Here is a 25305-nt window from a genome sequence, read left to right on the forward strand (position 1 = left end):
GGGAGTTTCCTGTGAAAGCACTCTCGATTTCAGTAGTGGTTACCTCGTTCTTTGTGTTTATAACGTTGGGTTTCGGTGTGTGTACTGCACTAGCAAGTCAGGGGGGTGGGCGCGTAACACTTGAAGGGCAAATTGTTGATTCTGCGTGTGCACTTGATGCGAGTAGCGCTTATCAACTCGTTGAATTCGACCCTTTGCCCATGGGGCAACTTATTCGTCAGGGTCAATCTTTGCCAAAGATATTCACATTGCGTTTAATTAAATGCTCATTGGCCAGGCCTGACTCTTTTCGTCCAGGCAGTTACTTGCCTGACTGGCAGCATGTAAGGGTGACGTTTGATGGCCTGGCGGATGCCAGCGGGCGCTTGTTTGCCATTGGCGGAGCGGCCCGGGGGTTGGCCCTGCGTATTGCCGATACCCAAGGGCAGGAAAGCATCCCGGGAGTACCCATGCCCCTGGCGCCTCTGACCGGAGCGGACCAGGAGCTGCATTACACCCTTCAACTGGTTGGCAATGGTCGTCCTGTAGCGGTTGGTTCTCACCGAACTGCGGTGCGTTTCCGCCTGGAGTATTTCTGAATGTACGGGCTGTTTACCGGGCGGGATCTCTCAGCCGCCCAAATGATACTGCGCACCGGCGTGTTGAGCGGATTGATGTCGCTGGGCGCTGAGGTATGGGCCGGGGATGAGATTCAGTTCAATACCGATATTCTGGACCTCAGCGATCGTACCAATATCGACTTGTCCCAATTTTCTCGCAGCGGTTTTATCTTGCCTGGCGTTTATCCGCTGCAGGTGCAGGTCAACTCGCAATGGCTGCCTGAGCAGCGCATAGCTTTTTACCCTCCTGACGATGACCCCAAAGGTAGCCAGGCCTGCCTGTCGACCGAGCTGGTTGAGCAACTGGGGCTCAAGCCTGAAATGCAAGCTCGGCTCGGCTGGTGGAAGAGCGGCGAGTGCCTGCATATCAATAGCCTGGCGGGCATGGAAGTCAGTGGCGATCTGGCGACCTCTAGCCTGCATATTTCCGTGCCGCAAGCCTATCTGGAGTACAACGCCCGGAACTGGGATCCGCCTTCCCGGTGGGACAACGGCGTGCCGGGCGTTCTGATGGATTACAACCTCACGGCCAAGTCCAGCGGGCGGAAGGGCTCAGCCCGTCAAACCGACTTGAGCGGCAATGGCACGTTCGGCGCAAACGCGGGCCCCTGGCGCTTGCGTGCAGACTGGCAGGGCCGTATCGAAGACGAAAGCTACAGTCGTGCGCGACGGCTGGAGTGGAGCCGCTTTTATGCCTATCGAGCGCTGCCTGCCATTCAGGCGCGTCTGACTCTGGGAGAAAACTACCTGTATTCGAACGTGTTCGACAGCTTCCGTTTTACCGGCGTTGCACTCAACTCGGATGACAACCAGTTGCCGCCCAATTTGCGTGGCTATGCACCGGAAGTTGTCGGCGTTGCCAAAACCAATGCCAGGGTCATTATCAGCCAGCAAGGCCGTGTGCTTTATGAAGCGCTGGTTGCGGCGGGCCCTTTTCGTATTCGGGATCTGAATGATGCCGTAACCGGGACCCTGGAGGTGCGCGTCGAAGAGCAGGACGGCAGCGTCACCACCTTCCAGGTTGAGTCGGCCAACATTCCCTACCTGACGCGTCCCGGCACTGTGCGTTACAAACTGGCCAGCGGTCGACCGTCTTCTCTTCACAACGGAGGGCAGGGCGACGTCTTCGGTGCAGGCGAATTCTCCTGGGGCGTAAGCAATGGCTGGTCCCTGTATGGCGGTGGTCTCAGTGACAATAATTACACGGCGCTTTCTGTAGGGGTGGGGCGCGACCTGCTGGCCTTGGGAGCGATCTCATTCGATGTGACCCGGGCCAGCGCCAAGCTGCAGGGCACGTCCTTGTCGGGCGATTCCTTTCAGTTGAGCTATTCGAAAAACTTCGACCAGTACGACAGTCAGGTCACCTTTGCGGGTTACCGTTTTTCCCAAAAAAACTACATGAGCATGAGCGAGTACCTGAATGCGCGCCATTACGGTGGTCCGGTGGGGGGCAGCAAGTCGCTTTACACTGCGACAGTCAACAAGCAGTTTCGGGATATGGGGCTTACCGCTTATCTGAGCTACAGCAACCAGTCCTATTGGGATCGTCCGAGCAGTGAGCGATGGAACTTGTCCCTGGCGCGCTATTTCAGCGTGGGCTCGATAAGAAACATGAGCCTTTCCCTGAACGCTTTCCGTAATCAGGAGAAAAACCAGCACAGTGGCATCTCCAGCAACCACACCGGTATGTACCTGTCAGTAAGCCTGCCAATGGGTCGCTCCGGGACGCTCACCAGCAGCGTCAACAGTAGCTCTCAGGGCCAAAATAACTATTCCACGAACTACAGTGACCGGCTCGATCAGCGCAACAGCTATCAACTGTCGGCAAGCAACACCTCGGTTAGCGGGTACCTGAACCATGCCGGTGATCAGGCGGATGTCTCCATCAGCGCTGCCCTGCAAGAGAACAGCTACAACAGCCTCACCCTGTCTGCTCGTGGTGGCGGCACACTGACGCCATACGGTGGCGCAGGGCATCGAACTGCGGGTACGGGCGGTACCCGGTTGATGATCGATACCGGTGGAGTACCTGGCGTGCCGATCCGGGGCTATGGCAGCCCGACGCGCAGCAATGCCTTCGGCAAGGCTGTTGTCTCGGATGTCGGCAGCTTTACGCGCACTGCGGCCAGTGTCGATCTGGAAAGCTTGCCTGCCGATGTGGAGGCGACAGAGTCCATGACCCAGTTGACCCTGACAGAGGGCGCCATCGGTTATCGCACGCTGGAGGTGATTGCCGGGCTCAAGGCCATGGCTGTGTTGAGCCTGCCTGATGGCAGCGTCTACCTCAGTGGTATTCAGCCCGGCGGGCGGATGATAGTCAGTTGGGGTGGTGCCGAGCGTTGCACCTTTGTAATGCCTGAAGATTTACCGGTCGACGGATTGGCTTCCACCCTCAGTCTGTCCTGCCAGGGGGTCGCAGCGGACAAGACCATGCCCGCGTCAGCCTCTCTGGGCAGGATTGTTGATAGCGAGAAAAAGTCATGAAAATTAAAACGTTCAGTTGCGCGTACTCGTCGTTTGTCCTCCTGATGCTGTCGCAGACTGGCAACGTCAATGCCGCCATTGGTCTTGATCGAACCCGGGTCGTGTTTGATGGCAGCAAGGATGCCGCCAGCATGACCATCACCAACAACAACACCCAGTTGCCTTATCTGGCCCAGGGCTGGATCGAGGATGAGCAAGGCAACAAGATCACCTCGCCGCTGATCGTGTTGCCACCGGTCCAGCGCCTGGAGCCCGGTAAAAAAAGCCAGGTGAAAGTTCAGGCGTTGCCTGCGGTCAAGTCGCTGCCCCAAGACCGGGAGACCGTCTATTACTTCAATTTGCGCGAAATTCCGCCCCGTAGCGACAAGGCCAACAGCCTGCAGATCGCCCTGCAGACCCGCATCAAGCTTTTTTATCGTCCGGCTTCGATAGTGCCGAGCCAGCAGGAACACTCTGACCCCTGGCAGAAACAACTGATCCTGACCCGTGAGGCCGATGACTTTCAAGTCAATAATCCTACCCCGTACTACATCACGCTGATCGATGCCCGCAGCAGCAAAGAGGGCAAAACCTCTCCCGGTTTTGAGCCGCTGATGGTGCCGCCAAAAGGCACGCTCAAGCTGGGCGTGAGTGCGGCGGCACTGGGTAGCAAACCCTGGCTGACCTATGTAAATGATTACGGAGGCCGCCCGGCACTGGCGTTCAGTTGCACTGGCAACACCTGCAAGGTGGACGCGAATGTGTCTGCGGCCGATGACTAGTGCGCGCCTCAGAAGAGGCGTCATGAAACCTTGTACGGTGACGGCCCTGAGTGCCTTGTTGCTGACGCTGCATGCCGCTCAGGGCCAGGCCGAGATTCAAGGGATGAATGGAGTTCTGGATATTTCGGGCTCACTGATCAATTCCCCTTGCGTCCTGGACATGGCCTCGGCAGACCAGGCCGTGGACCTTGGAAATGTGCCCCGCAGCCAATTGATGCGCCCGGGCGATATGGCATCGCCCGTGGTTTTGCAGTTGCGCTTTGTCGATTGCATGCGCGCATCCGGCAGCCTCCTGAATGAGCGCACGGGCAATCTGGTGTGGAGTGCCTATCAGCCGGTGGTGTCCGTCGCTTTTCTGGCGCCTTCCGATAAGGATGATCCGCGTTTGGTCAAAGTTCAGGGTGTCACCGGCATGGGCCTGCGCCTGACCGATGCCCTTGGCCGGGATGTGCGTTTGGGCGCTCGTGGAGAGCCTTTGTTTCTGGCGCATGGCAGCGACACCCTGACGTGGCAGGTGCAACCCACGCGCACTGCCACAGCACTGAGCAATGGCGCGTTTCGGGCCCGGGTTGATTTCAGGCTTATTTATGAGTGAGGGCGCAACGATGATCAGGTCGGTAACTTCGCGTTTTGCAATCACTTGCTATTGTCTGTGTCTGTCTCTTGGCCAGAGTGTTACGGCGCGTACCTCGGAGGTGGCCGTGAATGTGAGTGGGGTAATCCTTGCGCCTGCGCCTTGCATTGTTAATGGCAACAACACGCTCACTGTCCCTTTCGGCAGCAATCTGGTAGCTGCACAGATCGATGGGGTCAATTATCGCAAGCAGGTGCCTTATACAGTGACGTGCGGGCCGCAGCCAACCAATGACATGACAATAGAGTTGCAGGGGGGTGGAGCCAGTTTTGATCGCGCGTTGTTGATGACCAGTAAAAGTAATCTCGGGATCAAGTTCCTGGTGGGGGGTGCAACCTGGTCCCTTAACAGTCCCGTTAATTTTACATACCCAACTTTGCCTCAAATGGAAGCGGTGCTGGTGGCAAAACCGGGTAGCACTCTTGCGGGAGGAGCTTTTTCGGCTTCCGCAACGATAGTCATATCACTGCGCTGAGAAGTAAAGGCAGATGAGGCGCCGACAATAAACTGACGTGTTTGCACTGCGTATCATTGATCACCTTTGGTGTGGAAAATACTATAGTTGTTGACTTGGACTCTTAACCTGATCTGGATGGATTTGTGGCGGTGTTTATATTTGCGCTGGATGCCCCCAAGACGCGTGTCGAGGTAAAACTACATACAGGATCAAAAGTCGTGAATATTATGAGGTGTTTTGCTGGCGTATTTTTTTGGCTGTTTGCACAAGTTGCTTTTGCTGTTCATTGCCAAACGGATGACCGGGTCTGGAGGGATATGAGAGCAGAAACTCTTATTATCTACACTGACGTAAAACTGGATGCGGAAAATAGCAGGGTTACTATGAAAAGTGCTGTGCCGACCGTGTGCAGGCATAATTTCCCGGTGACGTTTCCTCTTAGTTATCGGGAGTGGATAGCTTCAACCTCTGATACGTTTAATCAGGCTCCAAAATTTTCTGCTTTCTCCTCCGGGATGATTGTTGGCGGGAACGAATACCCTTGGCCTTTGGGGCCTGGCAGGTACCTTGCCGAAGGCTCTAGAGGTGGACCTAACTATTTTTTCTGGCTTGGTATGTATCTCAAACTTTCTTCAAGTCCAGGCTTGAACATTAAAATTGACGCGGGTGATGTGATCGGTAACTTTCATTTTTTCAAGCTGTATAATTTCACCCATGCTTCGTATGCGCCATTTTCGATGTACGTTCAAATCAGGGCACGCAACAGTTTGGACACAACACCACCTGTTCCAGCGGAGTGTGCTATCAATGATAACAGGCCCGTTAATGTTGATTTTGGTTCTGTGGATCCCGCGGCCATCGGAATAAGTGCGAGCACTTCACTTGCCCGGAAAACGGTCGGCGTAAAATTTGTGTGTGACAGGGCTCTTCAAAGCGCCAGGCTTAAACTGGTGGCAACGCCTTCTATATTCAGTGCTGAAGGTTTTGTATCGGGCAAGCCTGATATAGCCATCGCCATGATTCGTAAAAGTGATGATGCAATTATTTTACCGTCTTCCGGGCTCAGTTATTATGTCTATTTGATCAACGGTGAAACAACGGAGGAATATACTTTTTCTCTTTTTCGTAAACGTGGCACTTTTCCACCTGCCGGCCCTTTTGCTGGGAGCGGTACTCTTGTGGTGGAGTTTCCTTGACTCGCCAAGTAAGAGCCATCCCATCGGCTGCAAAATAAAAGCTGCAACAGCACAAGGGGGAAGGATTCTCCCTTATTGGCAATGAACGGCGTTTTTTCCTGGTTTCAGCCCTGCTGCGCTCATCGGCACTACAAGGATTCGCACACCCTGCAAGCCTTCCATATGGCCATTTGCCAAAGTTGGAAGGTTTCTTGCAGTGGCAGGCTCCACGGCGCATATGGCGTCAAAAGTTTGCTAAAGGTTTGCCGCAATGTCATTGGATCGCTCTCAGTTAATCAACACCGCTCGCAGCGGTCTGGCCGGCCTGGGTCAGGGACAGTTGGGTGTGCCGCTGTTGTTGCTGGTGATGCTGGCAATGATGATGTTGCCGATCCCCGCCTTTTTGCTGGATGTGTTTTTTACCTTCAATATCGCGCTGTCCATCGTGGTGTTGCTGGTGTGCGTCTACGCCTTGCGGCCGCTGGATTTTGCCGTGTTCCCCACCATCCTGCTGGTGGCCACGCTGATGCGGCTGGCGCTCAACGTGGCCTCCACGCGGGTGGTGATGCTCCACGGTCAGGAAGGCCACGCCGCCGCGGGCAAGGTGATCCAGGCCTTCGGCGAGGTGGTGATCGGCGGCAACTACGTGGTGGGCATCGTGGTGTTTGCGATCCTGATGATCATCAACTTCGTGGTCGTGACCAAGGGCGCCGGGCGCATCTCGGAAGTGAGTGCGCGCTTCACCCTCGACGCCATGCCCGGCAAGCAGATGGCCATTGACGCCGACCTGAATGCCGGCCTTATCGACCAGAATCAGGCCAAGATGCGCCGTCAGGAAGTCGCCCAGGAAGCCGAGTTCTATGGCTCGATGGACGGTGCCAGCAAATTCGTGCGCGGTGATGCCATCGCCGGTCTGTTGATCCTGTTTATCAACCTGATCGGCGGCATGGCAGTTGGGATTTTCCAGCACGGCATGAGCTTCAGCGAAGCCGGCAAGGTGTACGCCTTGCTCACCATCGGTGACGGTTTGGTGGCGCAATTGCCGTCCCTGTTGCTGTCCACGGCTGCCGCGATCATGGTGACCCGTGCTTCGGGCTCCGAAGACATGGGCAAGCAGATCAACCGGCAGATGTTTACCTCACCCAAGGCGCTGGCTGTCTCGGCAGGCATCATGGCCATCATGGGCATCGTGCCCGGCATGCCGCATTTCTCCTTCCTGAGCCTGGCTGCAGTCGCCGGTGGTGCGGCGTACCTGATGTGGAAAAAACAGAACGTGGTCAAGGTCCAGGCCCTGGCAGAGGTCAAGCGCCAGCAGGAGCTGCTGCCTTCTCCAGCCCGCGCCCAGGAAACCAAGGAGCTGGGCTGGGATGACGTTACCCCCATCGACATGATCGGGCTTGAGGTCGGTTATCGCCTGATCCCGTTGGTGGATCGCAACCAGGGTGGCCAGTTACTGGCGCGGATCAAGGGGGTGCGCAAGAAGCTGTCCCAGGACCTGGGCTTTCTGATGCCCACCGTGCATATCCGTGACAATCTCGATCTGGCCCCCAGCGCCTATCGCCTGACCCTGATGGGAGTGATTCTGGCGGAGGCCGAAATCTATCCGGACCGCGAGATGGCGATCAATCCGGGGCAGGTATTTGGCACGCTTAACGGGATTACCACCAAAGACCCGGCCTTTGGTCTGGAAGCGGTGTGGATCGAGGTCAGCCAGCGCAGCCAGGCGCAGTCACTGGGCTATACCGTAGTGGACGCCAGTACCGTAGTGGCAACGCACCTTAACCAGATCCTGTACAAACACTCCCATGAGTTGATTGGCCATGAAGAAGTTCAGCAGTTGATGCAGCTGTTGGCCAAGTCCTCGCCCAAACTGGCCGAAGAACTGGTGCCGGGGGTGTTGAGCCTGTCGCAATTGCTCAAGGTGCTGCAGGCCTTGTTGGCCGAACAGGTGCCAGTGCGGGATATCCGCAGTATTGCCGAAGCCGTCGCCAACAATGCTCATAAGAGTCAAGATACTGCCGCTTTGGTTGCCGCCGTACGCGTGGGCTTGTCTCGTGCCATCGTGCAAAGCATTGTAGGCGTTGACTCCGAGCTGCCTGTTATCACCCTGGAGCCCAGGTTGGAACAAATATTGCTCAATAGTTTGCAGAAGGCCGGACAAGGCCAGGAAGAGGGCGTTTTGCTGGAGCCCAGCATGGCAGAGAAGCTCCAGCGCTCGTTGATCGACGCTGCTCAGCGTCAGGAGATGCAAGGCAATCCGGTCATCTTGTTGGTGGCAGGCCCGGTACGCGCGATGCTGTCGCGCTTTGGCCGTCTGGCGGTGCCCAACCTGCATGTACTGGCTTACCAGGAAATCCCTGACAACAAGCAGGTCACGATCGTTGCGACAGTAGGCCCTAACGGCTGAGGGTTTGGTTTATGCAAGTGAAGCGATTTTTCGCCGCCGATATGCGTCAGGCCATGAAGCTGATTCGTGATGAGTTGGGGGCTGACGCCGCCATTATTGGCAACCGCCGGATTGCCGGGGGCGTTGAGTTGACCGCGGCCCTGGACTACAAGCTGTCCGCGCTGGCACCCCGGGTGCCGAACATTGAGCTGGAAGAAGAGCTGCGCAAGACCCAGTCGCGGATTGTTTCGGCCCAGGCCGAGTTGAGCTTGCGCGGTGAAGGCGAGGCCGGCGATAACCGCCAGCTGTTTGCCGGTTTGCCGCTCACGGCTGCCGAGCCATTGATTGAGCCGACCCTGGAAGAACCGCCGCGCCCTGCGCCGGCGCCCGCGGCACCGACGATCGATCAGCGTGCATTCGACAATATGCGCCATGAACTCAACGGTTTGCGCGAGTTGCTGGAAGTGCAACTGGGCTCGCTGGCGTGGAGCCAGTTGCAGGACGCCAAGCCCGCGCAGGCCAACTTGTGGCGCCGTTTGCAGCGCATCGGTTTGTCCGGGCCGTTGTCCCGTGATCTGCTGGCGCAGGTGGCCGGAATCGAAGAGCCACGCCAGGCGTGGCGGATGTTGCTGGCGCACCTGGCGCGGATGATTGCCACGCCGGAGCTGGAGCCGCTGGAAGAGGGTGGTGTAATCGCCATGGTGGGGCCCGCCGGGATGGGTAAAACCACCACCCTGGCCAAGCTGGCGGCCCGTTATGTGCTCAAGTACGGCGCGCAGAATATCGCCCTGGTGAGCATGGACAGTTTCCGTATTGGCGCCCAGGAACAACTCAAGACCCTGGGGCGCATCTTGAATGTGCCGGTAACCCATGTTGCCCCCGGCCAGTCGCTGGGCCAGACCCTTGAACCGCTGGTGCGCAAGCGCGTGGTGCTGGTCGATACCGCGGGCCTGCAAGCCAGCGACCCGGCGTTGCGCCTGCAGCTCGAAAGCCTGGCGGGGCGCGGGATCAAGGCCAGGAATTATCTGGTGTTGGCCACTACCAGCCAGAAGCAGGTGCTGACGGCCGCTTACCTCAGTTACAAGCGTTGCGGGCTGGCCGGTTGCATCCTCACCAAACTGGATGAAACCGCGAGCCTGGGCGAAGTGTTGAGCCTGGCGATCAGTCACGAGCTGCCAGTGGCTTACCTCACCGACGGCCCGCGGATCCCGGACGATCTCCATCTGCCGCGGCGTCACCAACTGGTGAGCCGCGCAGTGAGTGTGCAAATGCAGGAAGAACCCAGCGAAGAGGCCATGGCCGATATGTTCGCTGATATCTACCACAGCCCACCCAAGCGGGTCGGCTGAGGTAGTCAAGATTACGTTGAAATGTACCTACATCGGCTGGTCTGAAGGTTTTGTTCCGCAGGGGAACGAGCAGCCAACGCATGTAGCCGCGTCTAAGTAAGACAAGGTAAAGAAAGATCATGGGCAGCATGCATCCCGTACAGGTGATCGCAGTGACCGGCGGCAAGGGTGGCGTCGGTAAAACTAACGTGTCAGTCAACTTGTCCATCGCATTGGCCGAGCTGGGCAGGCGCGTTCTGTTGATGGACGCGGACCTTGGGCTGGCGAACGTCGATGTTTTGCTGGGCTTGACCCCAAAATTCACCCTGGCCGATGTGGTCGAGGGGCGTTGCGAGCTGCGCGACGTATTGCTCCAGGGGCCCGGCGGGATCCGCATCGTGCCGGCGGCCTCGGGAACCCAGAGCATGGTGCACCTGAGCCCGGCGCAGCATGCCGGCCTGATCCAGGCCTTCAGCGACCTGGGCGACAACCTCGATGTGCTGGTGATCGACACCGCCGCCGGGATTGGCGAGTCGGTGGTCAGCTTTGTCCGCGCAGCCCAGGAAGTGCTGCTGGTGGTGTGCGACGAGCCGACCTCGATCACCGACGCCTATGCGTTGATCAAGTTGCTCAACCGCGATTACGGCATGAACCGCTTCCGAGTGCTGGCCAATATGGCGCAAAGCCCGCAGGAAGGGCGCAATCTGTTCGCCAAGCTGACCAAGGTTACCGACCGTTTCCTCGATGTGGCCCTGCAATATGTGGGCGCCGTGCCTTACGACGAATGCGTGCGCAAGGCCGTGCAAAAACAGCGCGCCGTCTACGAAGCGTTTCCGCGCTCCAAGTGCTCGCTGGCGTTCAAGGCCATCGCGCAAAAAGTTGACACCTGGCCGTTGCCAGCCAACCCGAGGGGGCATCTTGAGTTCTTTGTCGAACGCCTGGTGCAGCAGGCAGGGGGGCGCTTTTAATGACGGCCAGCGGTTACCGCATGTACAGCAAGTCATCCCGTGACAGCCAGTGCGAGCTGATCGAGCGCTACGCGCCCCTGGTCAAGCGCATTGCCTACCACCTGCTGGCGCGTTTGCCGGCCAGCGTGCAGGTGGATGACCTGATCCAGGCCGGGATGATCGGCCTGCTCGAAGTCTCGGGCAAATACGACGCCAGCAAGGGCGCGAGTTTCGAGACCTATGCCGGCATCCGTATCCGTGGCGCGATGCTCGATGAAGTGCGCAAGGGCGACTGGGCACCGCGTTCGGTACACCGCAATACCCGCATGGTCAGTGACGCCATTCGGGTAATTGAAGCAAAAACCGGTTGTGACGCTAAAGATCATGAAGTTGCGGCCGAACTCCAGTTAAGCCTTGATGATTATTACGCCATCTTGAATGACACCCTGGGCAGCCGCCTGTTCAGTTTCGACGATCTGTTGCAGGACGGCGAACACGAAGGGTTGCATGAAGATGGCGCGAGTGCCCACACGGAGCCGTCGCGCGACCTTGAAGATGAACGCTTTCAGGCCGCGCTGGCCGATGCGATCGCCCATTTGCCCGAGCGTGAACGGTTGGTGCTGGCGCTGTACTACGACGAAGAACTGAACCTCAAGGAAATCGGCGAAGTGCTGGGGGTCAGCGAGTCCCGGGTCAGCCAGCTGCACAGCCAGTGCGCGGCACGCTTGCGGGCTCGCCTGGGGCAGTGGCGCGCGCACTAGGGCCCTTGATACCTGTGGGAGCGGGCTTGCCCGCGATGGGATCGACACGGTGAATCAGACAGACCGCGTCGACCCCATCGCGGGCAAGCCCGCTCCCACAGTCGATTAGGCGTGTTTGAAAACGAATTGATTGAATGGCGTGCCCTGCACATGGGTGCGTTAAAGACTGCTTGGAGGTCGAATTGGACAAGAACATGAAAATCCTCATCGTTGATGACTTTTCAACGATGCGGCGGATCATTAAAAACCTGTTGCGTGACCTGGGGTTCACCAACACGGTCGAGGCGGACGACGGCACCACCGCGTTACCGATCCTCAACCTGGGGCACATCGACTTTCTGGTGACGGACTGGAACATGCCGGGCATGACCGGCATCGAGTTGCTGCGCCATGTGCGTGCCGACGAAAAACTCAAGCACTTGCCGGTGCTGATGGTGACCGCCGAGGCCAAGCGCGAGCAGATTATCGAAGCGGCCCAGGCCGGTGTTAATGGATATGTAGTCAAGCCGTTCACCGCTATCGCACTCAAAGACAAAATCGAAAAGATCTTTGAACGCATCGGTTGAGCGGTTGCCTTGGGGGCACTATGGAGCATAAAGATTGCACACAGGCCGATTTTGAATCGACCCTGAAAAAACATGCCCACGAATTGGTCGAAAGCCTTGAACGAGGCCAGTTTGGCGATGCCGTGCAGTTGATTCACGAGCTCAACCAGACCCGTGACCGCGGGCTGTATCGTGAAGTCGGCAAGCTGACCCGCGAACTGCACAGCGCCATTGTCAATTTCCATATTGATCCAGGCATGCCGCAAGCCGAAGAGGTGTCGCAGATCACGGATGCCACCGAACGTTTGGCTTATGTTGTGAAACTCACGGAAGCGGCGGCCAACCGGACCATGGACCTGGTGGAAAACAGCACGCCACTGGTCAATGGCCTGGGTCAGGAAGCCAAAGAACTGAGCGCGGATTGGGGGCGTTTTATGCGCCGTGAAATCGGTGCCGAAGAGTTTCGCGAGCTGGCGCGTCGGATTGACAGCTTTTTGACGCTCAGCGAAACGCAAAACACCATCGTGTCCGCCAATCTGACTGATATTTTGCTGGCTCAGGATTTCCAGGACCTGACCGGTCAGGTGATCAAGCGGGTGACGCAACTGGTCACGGACGTGGAGAGCAATTTGCTCAAGCTGGTGCTGATGGCCAGCCAGGTCGATCGCTTTGCCGGGATCGAGCACGACCGCGATGCATTGCGCGCTGAAAATAATTTGCAAAAAAACCAGGCCAAGGGTGAAGGTCCGCAGATTCATGCCGATACACGTAATGACGTCGTATCCGGTCAGGATGATGTTGACGATTTGTTGTCCAGTCTGGGTTTTTAGGACTTGAAGAGGCGTGCGGGCGCTGTTGCCCGGCGTCGAAGAGCCTATTTCAAGGAGCACCTACATGAGCTTCGGCGCCGATGAAGAAATCCTTCAGGATTTCCTGGTTGAAGCCGGCGAAATTCTGGAGTTGTTGTCCGAACAACTGGTCGAGCTGGAAAGCCGACCGGATGATGCGGATCTGCTCAATGCCATTTTTCGCGGTTTTCACACTGTAAAAGGGGGCGCCGGCTTCCTGCAGCTCCATGAGTTGGTGGAGTGCTGTCACATCGCCGAAAACGTCTTCGACATCCTGCGCAAGGGTGAGCGCAGCGTTGACGCGGAGCTGATGGATGTGGTGCTTGAGGCCCTGGATGCGGTCAATGGCATGTTCAGCGAAGTGCGCGAGCGCAGCCCGATCACTGCCGCGACTCCCGAGTTGCTGGCGGCCCTGGCGCGCCTGGCCGAGCCTGCTGCTGTGCAAGCAGCGGTTGTTGCAGTGCCTGAACCGGTGGTTGAAGCCCCGGTGACCGATATCACCGACAGCGAGTTCGAGCAGTTGCTTGATTCCCTCGATGCGGTCAAGGCGGCCGCGGCCGAGCCTGAGGCGGTGGCCACAACACAAAGCACGACCAGCGACGAAATAAGCGACGCCGAGTTTGAATTGCTGCTCGACCAATTGCACGGCAAGGGCCAGTTTTCGATGGAAGCGGCGGTGGCCACTGTGGCCGACGAAGCGCCCGCCGTGGCCGCCGAAGTCAGCAATGAAATCACCGACGATGAATTCGAAGCCCTGCTTGATCAATTGCATGGCAAGGGTTCGTTCAATACCGATGGGCTGGACACCGCGACCGCGGCTCCTGCCGAGCCTGCGGTCACTGCCGTGGTGCCTGCGGGCGACCCTGACCTGATCAGCGATCACGAATTTGAAGCCCTGCTCGACCAGATGCACGGCAAAGGCAAATTCAGCGCCGACTCGGCAGCCGTGGTGGCTGCAGTTGCCCCGGCCAAGCCGGTAGCGGCGGCACGACCGGGCCCGGCCCGTGGCGCGGCTGCGCCTGCAGAAAAACCGGTGGCCAGCGAGGCTGAAACCACCGTGCGCGTCGATACCGCGCGGCTCGATGACATCATGAATATGGTCGGCGAACTGGTGCTGGTGCGTAACCGTCTGGTGCGCCTGGGCCTGAACAGTCATGACGAGGAGATGGCCAAGGCGCTGTCCAACCTCGACGTGGTCACCGCCGACCTGCAAACCGCGGTGATGAAAACGCGGATGCAGCCGATCAAGAAAGTTTTCGGCCGCTTCCCGCGCCTGGTACGGGACCTGGCACGGCAGCTGAAAAAAGAAATCAGCCTGGAGCTGGTGGGCGAAGAGACCGACCTGGACAAAAACCTCGTCGAGGCCCTGGCCGATCCGCTGGTCCACCTGGTGCGCAACGCCGTCGACCACGGCTGCGAAACCCCTGAAGAGCGCGCCGCCGCCGGCAAGCCGAGCTGTGGTCGGGTGATTTTGTCGGCCGAGCAGGAGGGCGACCATATCCTGCTGTCGATCTCTGACGATGGCAAAGGCATGGACGCCAATTTCCTGCGTTCCCTGGCGGTGAAAAAAGGCTTGATGGACAAGGATGCGGCCGATCGCCTGAGCGAAAACGACTGCTACAACCTGATCTTTGCCCCGGGTTTTTCGACCAAGACCGAAATCAGCGATGTGTCCGGGCGTGGCGTGGGCATGGACGTGGTGAAAACCAAGATTGCCCAGCTCAATGGTTCGCTGAGTATCGAGTCGGCCCTGGGCCGTGGTTCAAAAATCGTCATCAAGGTGCCCCTGACCCTGGCCATTATGCCGACCCTGATGGTGATGCTGGGTAATCAGGCGTTTGCTTTCCCGCTGGTCAACGTCAACGAAATCTTCCACCTCGACCTGTCGCGCACCAACGTGGTCGACGGTCAGGAAGTGGTGATCGTGCGCGACAAGGCACTGCCGCTGTTCTACCTCAAGCGCTGGCTGGTGGCATCTGCTGCACACGAAGAGCAGCGCGAAGGGCATGTGGTGATTCTCTCGATCGGCACCCAGCGCATCGGTTTTGTGGTCGATCAACTGGTCGGCCAGGAAGAAGTGGTGATCAAGCCTTTGGGCAAGATGCTCCAGGGCACGCCAGGCATGTCGGGTGCCACCATCACCGGTGATGGTCGTATTGCCTTGATTCTGGATGTTCCGAGCATGCTCAAGCATTACGCATCACGGCGTATTTGATTCTGGTGCCTCGGGGCTCGTGCCCCGTACCGCCTAACGGAGTGTTTATGGTAGTCAAGGTCCTGGTGGTGGATGATTCCGGTTTTTTCCGCCGTCGTGTCTCGGAAATTCTGTCGGCTGACCCGACGATTCAAGTGATCGGCACCGCCACCAACGGCAAGGAAGCGATTGATCAGGCGCTGGCGCTCAAGCCGGACGTGATCACCATGGATTACGAGATGCCGATGATGGATGGCATCACTGCAGTGCGCCATATCATGCAGCGCTGCCCGACCCCGGTGTTGATGTTCTCCTCGCTGACCCACGAGGGTGCCCGCGTGACCCTCGATGCGCTGGACGCCGGGGCGGTGGATTTTCTGCCGAAAAACTTTGAAGACATCTCGCGTAACCCCGAGAAGGTCAAACAGATGCTGTGTGAAAAAGTACACAGCATCTCGCGCAGCAACAGGCGCATGTCCAGCTACAGCGCACCTGTACCGGCAGCGGCGGCCCCGACCCCTGTGCCCCGGCCCGGGCTGGGCGGTTTCGTAGCGCCGGCCGCGGTGGCCGCGCCGGTGCGCACCACACCCATTGCCAGCCGTGGCGGCCCTGTGCCAACCCCGGCGGCTGCCGCACCCAAGCGCAAGGCTTACAAGCTGGTGGCTATCGGCACCTCAACCGGTGGGCCGGTGGCCTTGCAACGGGTACTGACGCAGTTGCCGGGCAATTTCCCGGCGCCGATCGTGCTTGTGCAGCATATGCCGGCCGCGTTCACCAAAGCGTTTGCCGAGCGGCTGGACAAGCTTTGCCGCATCAGTGTCAAGGAAGCCGAGGACGGCGATATCCTGCGCCCCGGTCTGGCCTTGCTGGCACCTGGCGGCAAGCAAATGATGATCGACGGCCGTGGCGCCGTACGCATCCTGCCGGGCGATGAGCGCCTCAACTACAAGCCGTGCGTGGATATCACCTTCGGCTCGGCGGCCAAATCCTTTGGTGACAAAGTTTTGGCGGTGGTATTGACCGGCATGGGCGCGGACGGCCGCGAAGGCGCGCGCATGCTCAAACAGGGCGGCAGCCAGGTATGGGCCCAGGACGAAGCCAGTTGCGTGATTTACGGTATGCCCATGGCCATCATCAAAGCCGGCCTGGCCGATGCGGTGTACAGCCTCGATGACATTGGCCGGCACCTGGCCGAGGCTTGCCACTGATGGATGTGCTCAGCCTGATTGGCATCATCATGGCGTTTGTCGCGATTATCGGCGGCAACTACCTGGAGGGTGGCCATCTGGGCGCTCTGGCCAATGGCCCGGCGGCGTTGATCGTGCTGGGCGGCACTGTGGGCGCGGCATTGCTGCAGTCGCCCATGAGTGCGTTCAAGCGCGCAATGCAGACCGTGGTGTGGATTCTGTTTCCGCCACGTATCGACATGACGGGCGGTATCGACCGTGTCGTCAACTGGAGCCTTACGGCCCGCAAGGAAGGCTTGCTCGGCCTGGAGGGCATGGCCGATACCGAGCCCGACAGCTATTCGCGCAAGGGCCTGCAATTGCTGGTCGACGGAGTAGAGCCGGAAACCATTCGCAGCGTGCTGGAAGTCGACTACATGACCCAGGAAAGCCGCGATATCGAGGCCGCCAAGGTGTTTGAGAGCATGGGCGGTTACGCCCCGACCATCGGCATTATTGGCGCGGTCATGGGCTTGATCCACGTTATGGGCAACCTGGCCGATCCAGGGCAACTGGGCAGTGGCATTGCGGTGGCGTTTGTCGCGACCATTTACGGGGTGGCCAGCGCCAACCTGGTGTTGCTGCCCATTGCCAGCAAGCTCAAGGCCATTGCCATGCGCCAGTCGCTGTACCGTGAGATGTTGCTCGAAGGCATCCTGTCGATTGCCGAGGGCGAGAACCCGCGCTCCATTGAACTCAAACTTCAAGGCTTTACAGGTTAACTATGAGCCGGCGCCGTCGCCACGCGGATGAACACGTCAATCACGAACGCTGGCTTGTGTCCTACGCGGACTTCATCACCTTGCTGTTTGCCTTTTTCGTCGTCATGTACTCGATTTCTTCAATCAATGAGGGCAAGTACCGAGTGATTTCCCAGGCGCTGGTCGGTGTGTTCAATGACACCGAGCGCAGCATCAAGCCGGTGCCCATCGGAGAAGAGCGCCCGCTGACCACCCAGCCTGCCGAACCCTTGATAAAAGACAGCGAAAATACTGACGCCGGTTTGGGGCAGCGCCCCGATGACCCGCTCAAGACCATTGCCAATGACATCACCCATGCCTTTGGTGATTTGATCGCGTCCAAACAATTGACGGTGCGCGGCAATGAGCTGTGGGTCGAGATCGAACTCAACTCCAGCCTGCTGTTCGGCAGCGGTGATGCGATGCCCAGCAATGCAGCTTTCGAGATCATCGACAAAGTGGCCGCAGTACTCAAACCCTTTGAAAACCCGATACATGTCGAAGGGTTTACTGACGACCTGCCGATCCGGACCGCGCAGTACCCGACCAACTGGGAATTGTCATCGGCGCGCTCGGCAAGCATCGTGCGCATGCTCGCCATGCAGGGGGTCAGCCCCGGGCGCATGGCCTCGGTGGGCTACGGCGAGTTTCAGCCGGTGGCCAACAACGCTACGCCAGAGGGGCGCGCGCTCAATCGCCGGGTAGTGCTGGTGGTGTCGCGCAACCTTGAGGTACGCCGCAGCCTGACTGGCACGGGCAGCGCCCATGCAACACCGGATGCCGCCTTGAAGCGGGCTGGCACACAAACTGCACCGCCACAGACACAGCCACTGGTTCGCGGGAATGCCGTCAATTCCCCGTCGCCAACCCTATAAATCTCGGCCGGCACGCATGCAGCCGGGAGGAACAACTGAATGAGAGTCTGGGCAGTAGCCAATCAAAAAGGTGGGGTCGGCAAGACCACCACATCCATCGCCCTGGCCGGTTTGCTGGCAGAGGCGGGCAAGCGCGTGGTGGTGGTCGATCTTGACCCGCACGGCTCCATGACCAGCTACTTCGGTTATGACCCCGATGGTCTGGAACACAGTGTCTACGACCTGTTTCTGCATCAGGGCCAGGTGCCTGAGGGCCTGGCCGCGCAATTGCTGTTGCCCACCAGCCACGAGAAAATTTCCTTGCTGCCGGCCACCACGGCCCTGGCGACCCTCGAGCGTCAGGCTCCGGGGCAAAGCGGCCTGGGCCTTGTGATTGCCCGCAGCCTGGCGCAACTGTGGCAGGACTATGACTACGCGATCATCGACAGCCCGCCGATTCTGGGTGTGTTGATGGTCAACGCGCTGGCGGCCAGCCAGCAGTTGATCATCCCGGTGCAAACCGAGCATCTGGCGCTCAAGGGCCTGGAGCGCATGGTGCATACCCTGCGCATGATCAACCGCTCGCGCCCCCAGGAGCTGCCGTTCTGTATCGTGCCGACGTTGTTCGACCGTCGTACCCAGGCGTCGATGAGTACCTTGCGAGTATTGCGCGATGTGTACCCCGAGACCCTGTGGCAGGGTTTTATCCCGGTCGATACTCGTTTGCGCGATGCCAGCCGTGCCGGGCAGACGCCTTCGCAGTTCGATGAGAAAACCCGTGGAGTGATCGCCTACCGTGCGTTGCTCAAGCACGTCCTCACCCGCCAGCTTGCACCGCAGGTGGCGTGAAGTGGGCGGGCATTCAAGTATCGGTCGGGTCTGGCCGATAACGACTACAGGTCTCTGTCGCGAGGCTGATGAGTGGGGCACTTTATGACGCAGCCAGTAGCACTTTCCAACCGCTCGCAAGTGGCCTTGCAGTCGTACCTCGACGACTTGCTGTTTGATGCAACCCAGGCGCTGGAAGCGGCTGAACCCGCACCCGCGCAGCCGGAGGCGGAACCTGCCGCCGCGCAACTCATTGAAGCGCCGTTGGCGATGCCGGTGGAGCTGTCTGAGGTCGGTGTGCCTGCCGAGGCGCTGGCCCATCCGCTGGTTGAAGTCCATCGGCCCAGTGCCCCCGGGGCGCATTTGCCGGTTCCCGATGATGGTCGCCCGGCCTGGGCTGCCGAACCTTTCGAGTGCCTGCTGTTCGACGTGGCGGGGTTGACCCTGGCGGTGCCATTGGTGTGCCTGGGCTCGATCTACTCACTGGCCGGGCGTGAACTCACTCCGCTGTTTGGCCAGCCAGACTGGTTTCTGGGGATCCTGCCCAGCCAGAGCGGCAAGCTCAACGTGCTCGATACCGCGCGCTGGGTGATGCCTGAACGCTATCGCGATGATTTGCGCGAAGGCCTGCAATACGTGATTTCCGTACAGGGCTACGAATGGGGGCTGGCGGTGCATCAGGTCAGTCGCTCGTTGCGCCTGCACCCCAATGAAATCAAATGGCGTTCACAGCGCGGGCAACGGCCGTGGCTGGCGGGCACGGTGATTGAGCACATGTGCGCATTGCTGGATGTGGAGCAACTGGCGGCATTGATCGCCAAGGGCAAGTCATAACAATAATCGTGGTCGACCCACCTGCGAGGGCGGATCGCCAGTTATCAGAATCGAGCAGTATTTCAGTCAGGGGTTTGGGGTATGAAACAGTCAGCGGCACAGGGTTCTGAAGATCCGATCCTGCAATGGGTTACCTTCAAGCTGGACAACGAAACCTATGGCATCAATGTGATGCAAGTGCAGGAAGTGCTGCGTTACACCGAAATCGCCCCGGTACCGGGTGCGCCTTCCTACGTGTTGGGTATTATCAACCTGCGCGGCAACGTAGTAACGGTCATAGACACGCGTCAGCGTTTTGGTCTGTACAACGCCGAAATCACCGATAACTCGCGCATCGTCATCATCGAAGCCGACAAGCAAGTGGTTGGGATTCTGGTCGATAGCGTGGCAGAGGTGGTGTATCTGCGCCAGTCCGAAATCGAAACGGCGCCTAACGTGGGCAATGACGAATCGGCCAAGTTTATCCAGGGTGTGTGCAACAAGAACGGCGAACTGCTGATTCTGGTTGAACTGGACAAAATGATGACCGAGGAAGAATGGTCGGATCTGGAGAACATCTGATTGATCCTTGAGGCGGCGGTAATCGTCCTGGGCCTGTTATGGGCCGTGACTCTGTGGCTGTTTGTCAGCCACGTGCGCCGTCAGCGGGTGCTTGTGGCGCAACAGACTGCGGCCGATGAACAGCGAGACCGGCGCCTTCGGGAACTGGCGCGGCGCCTGGATACCTACCAGAACGGCAATGTGCAGATGGGCGAAGCCCTGCACGAATTGCGCGCCGTGGTTGCGCCGCTGCCCGAGAAGCTGACTCAGCTTGAGCAGCGTGACCCTACCAGCCTGTCGTTCAACCAGGCGGCGCGGCTGGTGAGCATGGGTGCCAGTGTTGATGAGCTGACCCAGGCATGCGGCCTGACCCAGGCTGAAGCCGAACTGATGAGCAAAATGTACAAGGGTTGAGTTGCGTGACTGACCGTAGCCGCTGAGGAGCGCAGCGAGGCTGCGCTCCTCAGCGGCTACAGATGACTGCCTGCAGTCTCCAGCAGCGCCCGCTGCAATACGTCTACCATCCGCAACCTTGGCCCTTGGGCAAGGCTGAGCAGCACAATTTCTCGGTCATAGCGCTTATCCCCGACCGGCTCAAGCACACAACTGCCGGTCCAGCGCTCAATTCCCGACCAGCATGGCACCAGACTCACCCCAAGGCCCTGTGCCGTGAGCAGGGCGATGGTTTCCAGTGCATCCAGATCGAGCAGGGCAGCGGGTGACAGGCTGTGATCCTGCAAATACTGCAGGGCATGGCGGCCGCCCCAGGCATCGGGGTCATACTGAATGTACGGGCAGTGTTGCAGGCGGGCGTCGATGCCTTGCGTAGAGGGTTCATTGGAAATAAACAGCAAAGGCTCCTTGCGCAGCACTACCACCTCGAAGGTTTTGCTCAGTGCAAAGGGCGGTGCGACCACTATCGCGGCATCCAGCTCATTGGCCTCCAGCGCCTGATACAGCGCGCGCGATGTGCCGGGCACTATGACCGGTTTCAGTTGCGGGGTTGAGCGGGTCAAGGCGCGCAAGGCCTGTGGCAGAAGCCCCGTGAGCACGGTTGAAATGGCGCCGATGCGCAAGGGGCCGGTCAGGCCCTGGCTATCGGCATCACCTGCCAGCAGCGCCACTTCATTGACGATGGCACGTGCCCGGGGCAGTAAATCCAGGCAGGCCAGGCTGGGTTTGGCCTCATGCCCGATGCGCACCAGAAGCTCCAGCCCGAGCTGGCGCTCAAGGGCCAGAATGCGCTGGCTGACGGCGGCGGCAGTGAGGTTTTCCAGGCGTGCTGCCCTGGCAATCGAGCCGCAATCCACCACGGCGATCAGGCTTTTGAGGTAGCGCGTATCCATAAGAATTTCTTTCTTTCACGGATAAAATAACAGGTTAGTTCTATTGAAGACGGCAATGCATCATTGGCGCAAGGGCCATCTGGCCTGTTCCGGTTTCAGGAGGTCACTGTGCAATCGCTTTTTCATTTCGCCTATCACGTTCACGACCTGGTCTCGGCGCGGCGCTTTTATTGCGACGTGCTGGGCTGTGCTGAGGGCCGCAGCACGGAGAGCTGGGTAGATATCGACTTTTTCGGCCATCAGTTGTCGTTGCATCTGGGCGAGCCGTTTTCCGTTAGCAATACCGGGAAAGTCGGCGAGCACCGGGTGCCCATGCCACATTTTGGCGTGGTACTGGCCATGCCCGACTGGCACGCTCTCAAAGAACGCCTGCTGAGCCGTGACGTGCAGTTTGTACTGGAGCCGACCCTGCGCTTTGCCGGGACAGCGGGGGAGCAGGCGACGATGTTTTTCCTCGACCCCTCGGGCAATCCCATTGAGATCAAGGGTTTTGCCGATTGGGCAGCGGTATATGCCGTGTAACACAGCCATAATCCGAGGTTAAACATCACATGAGCTTTCTTGACACTGCAGATGCCTGCGCGATCGCCGAACACGTACGCAAGGCGCTGCTTGGCCCCGGGCAGGTGGCTGAGCATTTTCTGGCGCAAACCAATGCCCGCGAACCTGCAATCCAGGCGTTTGCCGCGCTCGATGCGCAGTGCGTACGTAAACAGGCGCTGTGCCTGGGCAGCCCGCAGATCAATGGTTTATTGGCCGGTGTGCCGGTGGGGGTCAAGGACATCATTGATACCGGCGACCATCCGACTGCATTTTACTCGCCGATCTACGCCCACAACCGGCCCTCGCGGGATGCCCATGTGGTTGCGCTGCTGCGTCAGGCCGGGGCGGTGATCATGGGTAAAACCCATACCACTGAATTTGCCTATATGCACACGGGGCCGACGCGTAATCCCCATGACCTGCAGAGGACGCCGGGCAGCTCCAGTGCCGGCTCTGCTGCGGGCATGGCCGCGGGCTTTTTCCCCCTTGCCCTGGGCACGCAAACGGCGGGCTCGCTGCTTAAGCCTGCATCCTATTGCGGGTTATATGCCTTCAAGCCGTCCCATGGGCTGGTTTCCCTGGAAGGGGTCAAGCCCCTGGCGCCGAGCTTCGACACCCTGGGCTGGTATGGCCGTTCGGTTCGCGACCTGGCGCTGCTCGCCCGGGTACTGGTGCCCGGCTTGCCGCAAACGAACGGGGAGAATGGCGCCCGTTCATTCGGGTTTTGTCGTACGTCGCGTTGGGATCAGATCGATCCTTCGGTGGCTAAGGCCCTGCTGGCAGCTATGGAACAATTGAAAACCGCAGGCCACAGCGTCACCGAGGTGATACTGGAGGACGAGTTTGCCAGTGTTTTCGATGATCATCAGTTGATCAATGACTGCGAGGGTGCCCGTTCACTGAGCAAGGAGTGGCAATCGAACCCCGAGCAACTGAGCCCGCAAGTGCTGGCCATGATTGATAGGGCGCGGGCCACCAGTTGGCAGCAGGAAACGGCAGCGAAGGCTCGGCTGGCGGCGTTGGCGCCGGTGTTGAAGGAGCATTTCGAAGCCTTTGACGCGATGCTGGGTGCCACCTGCGGCATGGTTGCGCCACTGGGGTTGCAGAGCACCGGGCCATCAGACTTCTGCAGGTTCTGGATGGCATTCGGCCTGCCCCAGCTCACTATTCCGATGCCCCGGGCGTCGGGGGAGCTGCCAGTGGGGTTGCAACTGATTGGCGGGTTTCGCCAGGACAGCAGGCTGCTCGAAGCGGCGCAGCAGGTGGATAGCGCCCTGCGCTCAACGCCCGGTCTGTAGCAGCTGCCGAAGGCGATAGAGCGTTCAACGGGGAGTGATGTCGCGTTCCTCCGGCTCGGTCTGGGGGGCAAAACCCTCTGGGAATTTACCTTTAAGCTGCCAGGCAAAGGCAATGATCTCTGCCAGTGTGCGGTACAGCTCTTGCGGGATGCTGTCACCCAATTCCATCCGCGCCAGTAATTTGACCAGCTCGGCATTTTCATAAATCGGCACTTCGTTTTCACGGGCCAGTGCCAGGATGGCTTCGGCCAGTTCGTCATCGCCCTTGGCGGTGAGGGTAGGGGCCTGTTTGCCGTCGTATTTGAGGGCAATCGCCTGGCGCAGTTCTGCAGGTGTATTCATGCGGTTTCATCGACCCAGCGTTGTTCCAGACGGGTATGGCCACTTTGCGGCGGGATGCCTTGATGGCAATCCAGATCGGTCACGCTCAACCCGGCATCACTCAGACGCTGACGCAAGTTGCCCAGCTGACTTTCGATCAGGCGGGCGGTGTATGCCTGTTCGGCCCAGAGCTGGCCCGACAGGTTGCCCCGCAACAGCTGCGCCTGCACATGCAGCGGGCCCAGGGGGGCGAGGTCGAAAGCCAGCTCCACGCGCCATAGTTGATCCTTGATCTCCCGGGGTTCGGTTTTATCTTGCGCTTGTTTTTCCGGCGGGTCTTCACGCTGGAACTTGACCTGCAAAGGTACGATGTCGTGAGCATTGCGCATGGGGATTTCCAGTTGCCAGGTGGTCAGTACACCACCCTCGGCCGTGCGCCCACTCTGTTCCAGGCTGGACAGCTGATGGCTTTGCAGCCGCGAGACAGCTGCTGCTGCCAGTTTCAGCAAGTTCTCCAGGCTGTCTTCACCTTCACCGTTCTGCAGCATGCGCTGGGGCAAGGGGAAGCCGCCGGGCTGTGGTTTGGCGCTGACCTGGCCGAGCATGCCCAGGGCATTACGCACAAAAGTCGGCAAGGCCTGGGCCTGGGTGCTGGCAGCCATGCCGGGGTTGAAGCTGGTGCTTGACGGCAGACCGGGCAGGATCTGCGCAATAAGGCGCAGCAAGGTAGCTTTCATGTCAGGGGCCTGTGCCGGGGTTTGCCCGGTCAGCAGTCGGGCCTCCAGAAATGCCCCGCTGTTGAGCAGGGCATCACCCAGGCCTTTGGCGTTGCTCAGTTGGTAGGGCGTAGGCAAACCGGCTAATAGTTTGTCGATGGATGCACGCAGCTCAGCAGGCATGTCGGCAGTGGCCGGCAGTTTTTGCAGGGCGTTGAAAAGGCCCTCCAACGAGCCTTGCCGGCTCTGTTGTGTTGCCAGTTGTTGCGCCACAGCCAGTTGTTCCTGGCGCCCGCTCAGCGGCACAAACTCGAGGCTCTGCGGGCCGTCCACACGGGCGCTAAGCAAGCTGCCGATACGCAAGGGCAGCGGGCTGTCCAGGGTCAGGGTCGTGCCGCTCAGTGCGCTGTTGAGCAAGGTCACCAGTGACCGATAAACCGTCGGTTGCCCTGCGGGCTGCGCCAGGGCTTGAGTGGTCAGTACCTTGCCTTGCAGCAGCGTGCCCACTGGCAACTGTCGGGTATCGAGGCGGGTGAGAGTGGCGACGCTGCTGCTCAGGGCCTGTTGCAGGCTGATCGCAAGGTTTCCTGCAGAAGGCTGGGTCACGGCCAGTTGGGTGCCCAGCGGCAAGGGAAAATTGCTGCTGGCCTGCACGTTGGTTTCGCGGCCACTGGCCAGGGTCAACTTGAGCAAAAGCTGGAAGCTCAGATCGTTTTGCTTGAGTGACAGCACCTCGGCCTGGGCACTTTGGCCGGGTTTTATCAGGCCCTCTGCGGGCTGCAGCAACTTGAGCACTTCACCGCCCACAAGCCCCTGACGCACACTGCTGGGGGCGGATTGTGGGATGGGTGGAATATTCATGTCGCCTTTCATCGTAACAACCTGTCGAAATTGCCCTCTTTAGCGTAGGACATGGCATGTATAATGCTGCCCCGTCGTT

General features: G+C 59.1%; 25 protein-coding genes. 22 read left to right on the forward strand and 3 right to left on the reverse strand.

Going from position 1 to position 25305, the window contains the following annotated elements:
• Nucleotides 1-305 precede the first annotated feature (305 nt).
• From PPTH39_RS23750 to PPTH39_RS20595, 20 genes are all read left to right on the forward strand, one after another.
• Nucleotides 306-578: a fimbrial protein gene (locus PPTH39_RS23750; RefSeq protein WP_232527673.1), complete on the forward strand. Its 273-nt coding sequence runs from the start codon at nt 306-308 to the stop codon at nt 576-578.
• Nucleotides 579-620: 42 nt separating this feature from the next.
• Nucleotides 621-3083 (forward strand): fimbria/pilus outer membrane usher protein, encoded by a 2463-nt coding sequence (locus PPTH39_RS20505; RefSeq protein WP_232527674.1) that lies wholly within the window; start codon nt 621-623, stop codon nt 3081-3083.
• Nucleotides 3084-3127: 44 nt separating this feature from the next.
• The gene (locus tag PPTH39_RS20510; RefSeq protein WP_416068821.1) at nt 3128-3844 is read left to right on the forward strand and encodes a fimbria/pilus periplasmic chaperone; all 717 of its coding nucleotides are present in this window, start codon (nt 3128-3130) and stop codon (nt 3842-3844) included.
• A 22-nt stretch (nt 3845-3866) separates the two neighbouring features.
• The gene (locus PPTH39_RS20515) at nt 3867-4439 is read left to right on the forward strand and encodes a fimbrial protein (RefSeq protein WP_095002598.1); all 573 of its coding nucleotides are present in this window, start codon (nt 3867-3869) and stop codon (nt 4437-4439) included.
• A 112-nt stretch (nt 4440-4551) separates the two neighbouring features.
• Complete coding sequence (locus PPTH39_RS20520; RefSeq protein WP_232527675.1) at nt 4552-4953, forward strand: fimbrial protein; 402 nt, start codon at nt 4552-4554, stop codon at nt 4951-4953.
• Between the two features lie 125 nt (nt 4954-5078).
• Entirely contained in the window at nt 5079-6131 is a 1053-nt protein-coding gene (locus tag PPTH39_RS20525; protein ID WP_095018902.1) for a fimbrial protein, read from the forward strand.
• A 256-nt stretch (nt 6132-6387) separates the two neighbouring features.
• A complete protein-coding gene (gene flhA, locus PPTH39_RS20530; RefSeq protein ID WP_095002707.1) occupies nt 6388-8517 on the forward strand; it encodes a flagellar biosynthesis protein FlhA in 2130 nt (709 codons plus the stop codon).
• A gap of 11 nt (nt 8518-8528) precedes the next feature.
• Nucleotides 8529-9845 carry a flagellar biosynthesis protein FlhF gene (gene flhF, locus PPTH39_RS20535; protein ID WP_095002596.1) on the forward strand — a complete coding sequence of 439 codons (1317 nt, stop codon included), beginning with the start codon at nt 8529-8531 and terminating at the stop codon, nt 9843-9845.
• Between the two features lie 119 nt (nt 9846-9964).
• A complete protein-coding gene (gene fleN, locus PPTH39_RS20540) occupies nt 9965-10792 on the forward strand; it encodes a flagellar synthesis regulator FleN (RefSeq protein ID WP_016781547.1) in 828 nt (275 codons plus the stop codon).
• A complete protein-coding gene (fliA, locus tag PPTH39_RS20545; RefSeq protein ID WP_130872371.1) occupies nt 10792-11532 on the forward strand; it encodes an RNA polymerase sigma factor FliA in 741 nt (246 codons plus the stop codon). Before fleN ends, fliA begins: the two co-directional genes overlap by 1 nt.
• A gap of 194 nt (nt 11533-11726) precedes the next feature.
• Nucleotides 11727-12098 (forward strand): chemotaxis response regulator CheY, encoded by a 372-nt coding sequence (locus PPTH39_RS20550; protein ID WP_162939305.1) that lies wholly within the window; start codon nt 11727-11729, stop codon nt 12096-12098.
• 20 nt (nt 12099-12118) lie between these two features.
• On the forward strand, nt 12119-12907 hold the full coding sequence (locus tag PPTH39_RS20555) for a protein phosphatase CheZ (RefSeq protein WP_095018900.1): 789 nt from the start codon (nt 12119-12121) through the stop codon (nt 12905-12907).
• 64 nt (nt 12908-12971) lie between these two features.
• Nucleotides 12972-15140, forward strand: a complete 2169-nt coding sequence (locus tag PPTH39_RS20560; RefSeq protein WP_095018899.1) for a chemotaxis protein CheA — start codon at nt 12972-12974, stop codon at nt 15138-15140.
• A gap of 47 nt (nt 15141-15187) precedes the next feature.
• Nucleotides 15188-16327 carry a protein-glutamate methylesterase/protein-glutamine glutaminase gene (locus PPTH39_RS20565; protein WP_130872372.1) on the forward strand — a complete coding sequence of 380 codons (1140 nt, stop codon included), beginning with the start codon at nt 15188-15190 and terminating at the stop codon, nt 16325-16327.
• A complete protein-coding gene (locus PPTH39_RS20570) occupies nt 16327-17067 on the forward strand; it encodes a flagellar motor protein (protein WP_095002088.1) in 741 nt (246 codons plus the stop codon). The genes PPTH39_RS20565 and PPTH39_RS20570 overlap by 1 nt, the downstream gene beginning before the upstream one ends.
• A gap of 2 nt (nt 17068-17069) precedes the next feature.
• Nucleotides 17070-17960, forward strand: a complete 891-nt coding sequence (motD, locus tag PPTH39_RS20575; RefSeq protein ID WP_095002087.1) for a flagellar motor protein MotD — start codon at nt 17070-17072, stop codon at nt 17958-17960.
• Nucleotides 17961-17999: 39 nt separating this feature from the next.
• Nucleotides 18000-18788 (forward strand): ParA family protein, encoded by a 789-nt coding sequence (locus PPTH39_RS20580; protein WP_095002086.1) that lies wholly within the window; start codon nt 18000-18002, stop codon nt 18786-18788.
• An 84-nt stretch (nt 18789-18872) separates the two neighbouring features.
• Nucleotides 18873-19601 carry a CheW domain-containing protein gene (locus tag PPTH39_RS20585; protein ID WP_130872373.1) on the forward strand — a complete coding sequence of 243 codons (729 nt, stop codon included), beginning with the start codon at nt 18873-18875 and terminating at the stop codon, nt 19599-19601.
• Between the two features lie 81 nt (nt 19602-19682).
• The gene (locus tag PPTH39_RS20590; protein WP_016781537.1) at nt 19683-20162 is read left to right on the forward strand and encodes a chemotaxis protein CheW; all 480 of its coding nucleotides are present in this window, start codon (nt 19683-19685) and stop codon (nt 20160-20162) included.
• A complete protein-coding gene (locus PPTH39_RS20595; RefSeq protein WP_095024382.1) occupies nt 20163-20555 on the forward strand; it encodes a DUF2802 domain-containing protein in 393 nt (130 codons plus the stop codon).
• A gap of 56 nt (nt 20556-20611) precedes the next feature.
• Here PPTH39_RS20595 and PPTH39_RS20600 read toward each other — a convergent pair whose 3' ends face one another.
• Nucleotides 20612-21487, reverse strand: a complete 876-nt coding sequence (locus PPTH39_RS20600) for a LysR substrate-binding domain-containing protein (protein ID WP_095018897.1) — start codon at nt 21485-21487, stop codon at nt 20612-20614.
• Between the two features lie 108 nt (nt 21488-21595).
• Here PPTH39_RS20600 and PPTH39_RS20605 point away from each other — a divergent pair, with 108 nt between their 5' ends.
• Both PPTH39_RS20605 and PPTH39_RS20610 read left to right on the forward strand, forming a co-directional pair.
• Nucleotides 21596-22009: a VOC family protein gene (locus PPTH39_RS20605; protein ID WP_095002082.1), complete on the forward strand. Its 414-nt coding sequence runs from the start codon at nt 21596-21598 to the stop codon at nt 22007-22009.
• A 29-nt stretch (nt 22010-22038) separates the two neighbouring features.
• A complete protein-coding gene (locus PPTH39_RS20610; protein ID WP_130872374.1) occupies nt 22039-23328 on the forward strand; it encodes an amidase in 1290 nt (429 codons plus the stop codon).
• A 24-nt stretch (nt 23329-23352) separates the two neighbouring features.
• On the opposite strand, the gene PPTH39_RS20615 is transcribed toward PPTH39_RS20610, so the two are convergent.
• Complete coding sequence (locus tag PPTH39_RS20615; RefSeq protein ID WP_130872375.1) at nt 23353-23670, reverse strand: EscU/YscU/HrcU family type III secretion system export apparatus switch protein; 318 nt, start codon at nt 23668-23670, stop codon at nt 23353-23355.
• Complete coding sequence (gene fliK, locus PPTH39_RS20620; protein WP_130872376.1) at nt 23667-25238, reverse strand: flagellar hook-length control protein FliK; 1572 nt, start codon at nt 25236-25238, stop codon at nt 23667-23669. Before fliK ends, PPTH39_RS20615 begins: the two co-directional genes overlap by 4 nt.
• Nucleotides 25239-25305 lie beyond the last annotated feature (67 nt).

Origin of the sequence: Pseudomonas bubulae, from assembly GCF_900618535.1 — a bacterium.
Lineage (GTDB): Bacteria > Pseudomonadota > Gammaproteobacteria > Pseudomonadales > Pseudomonadaceae > Aquipseudomonas > Aquipseudomonas bubulae.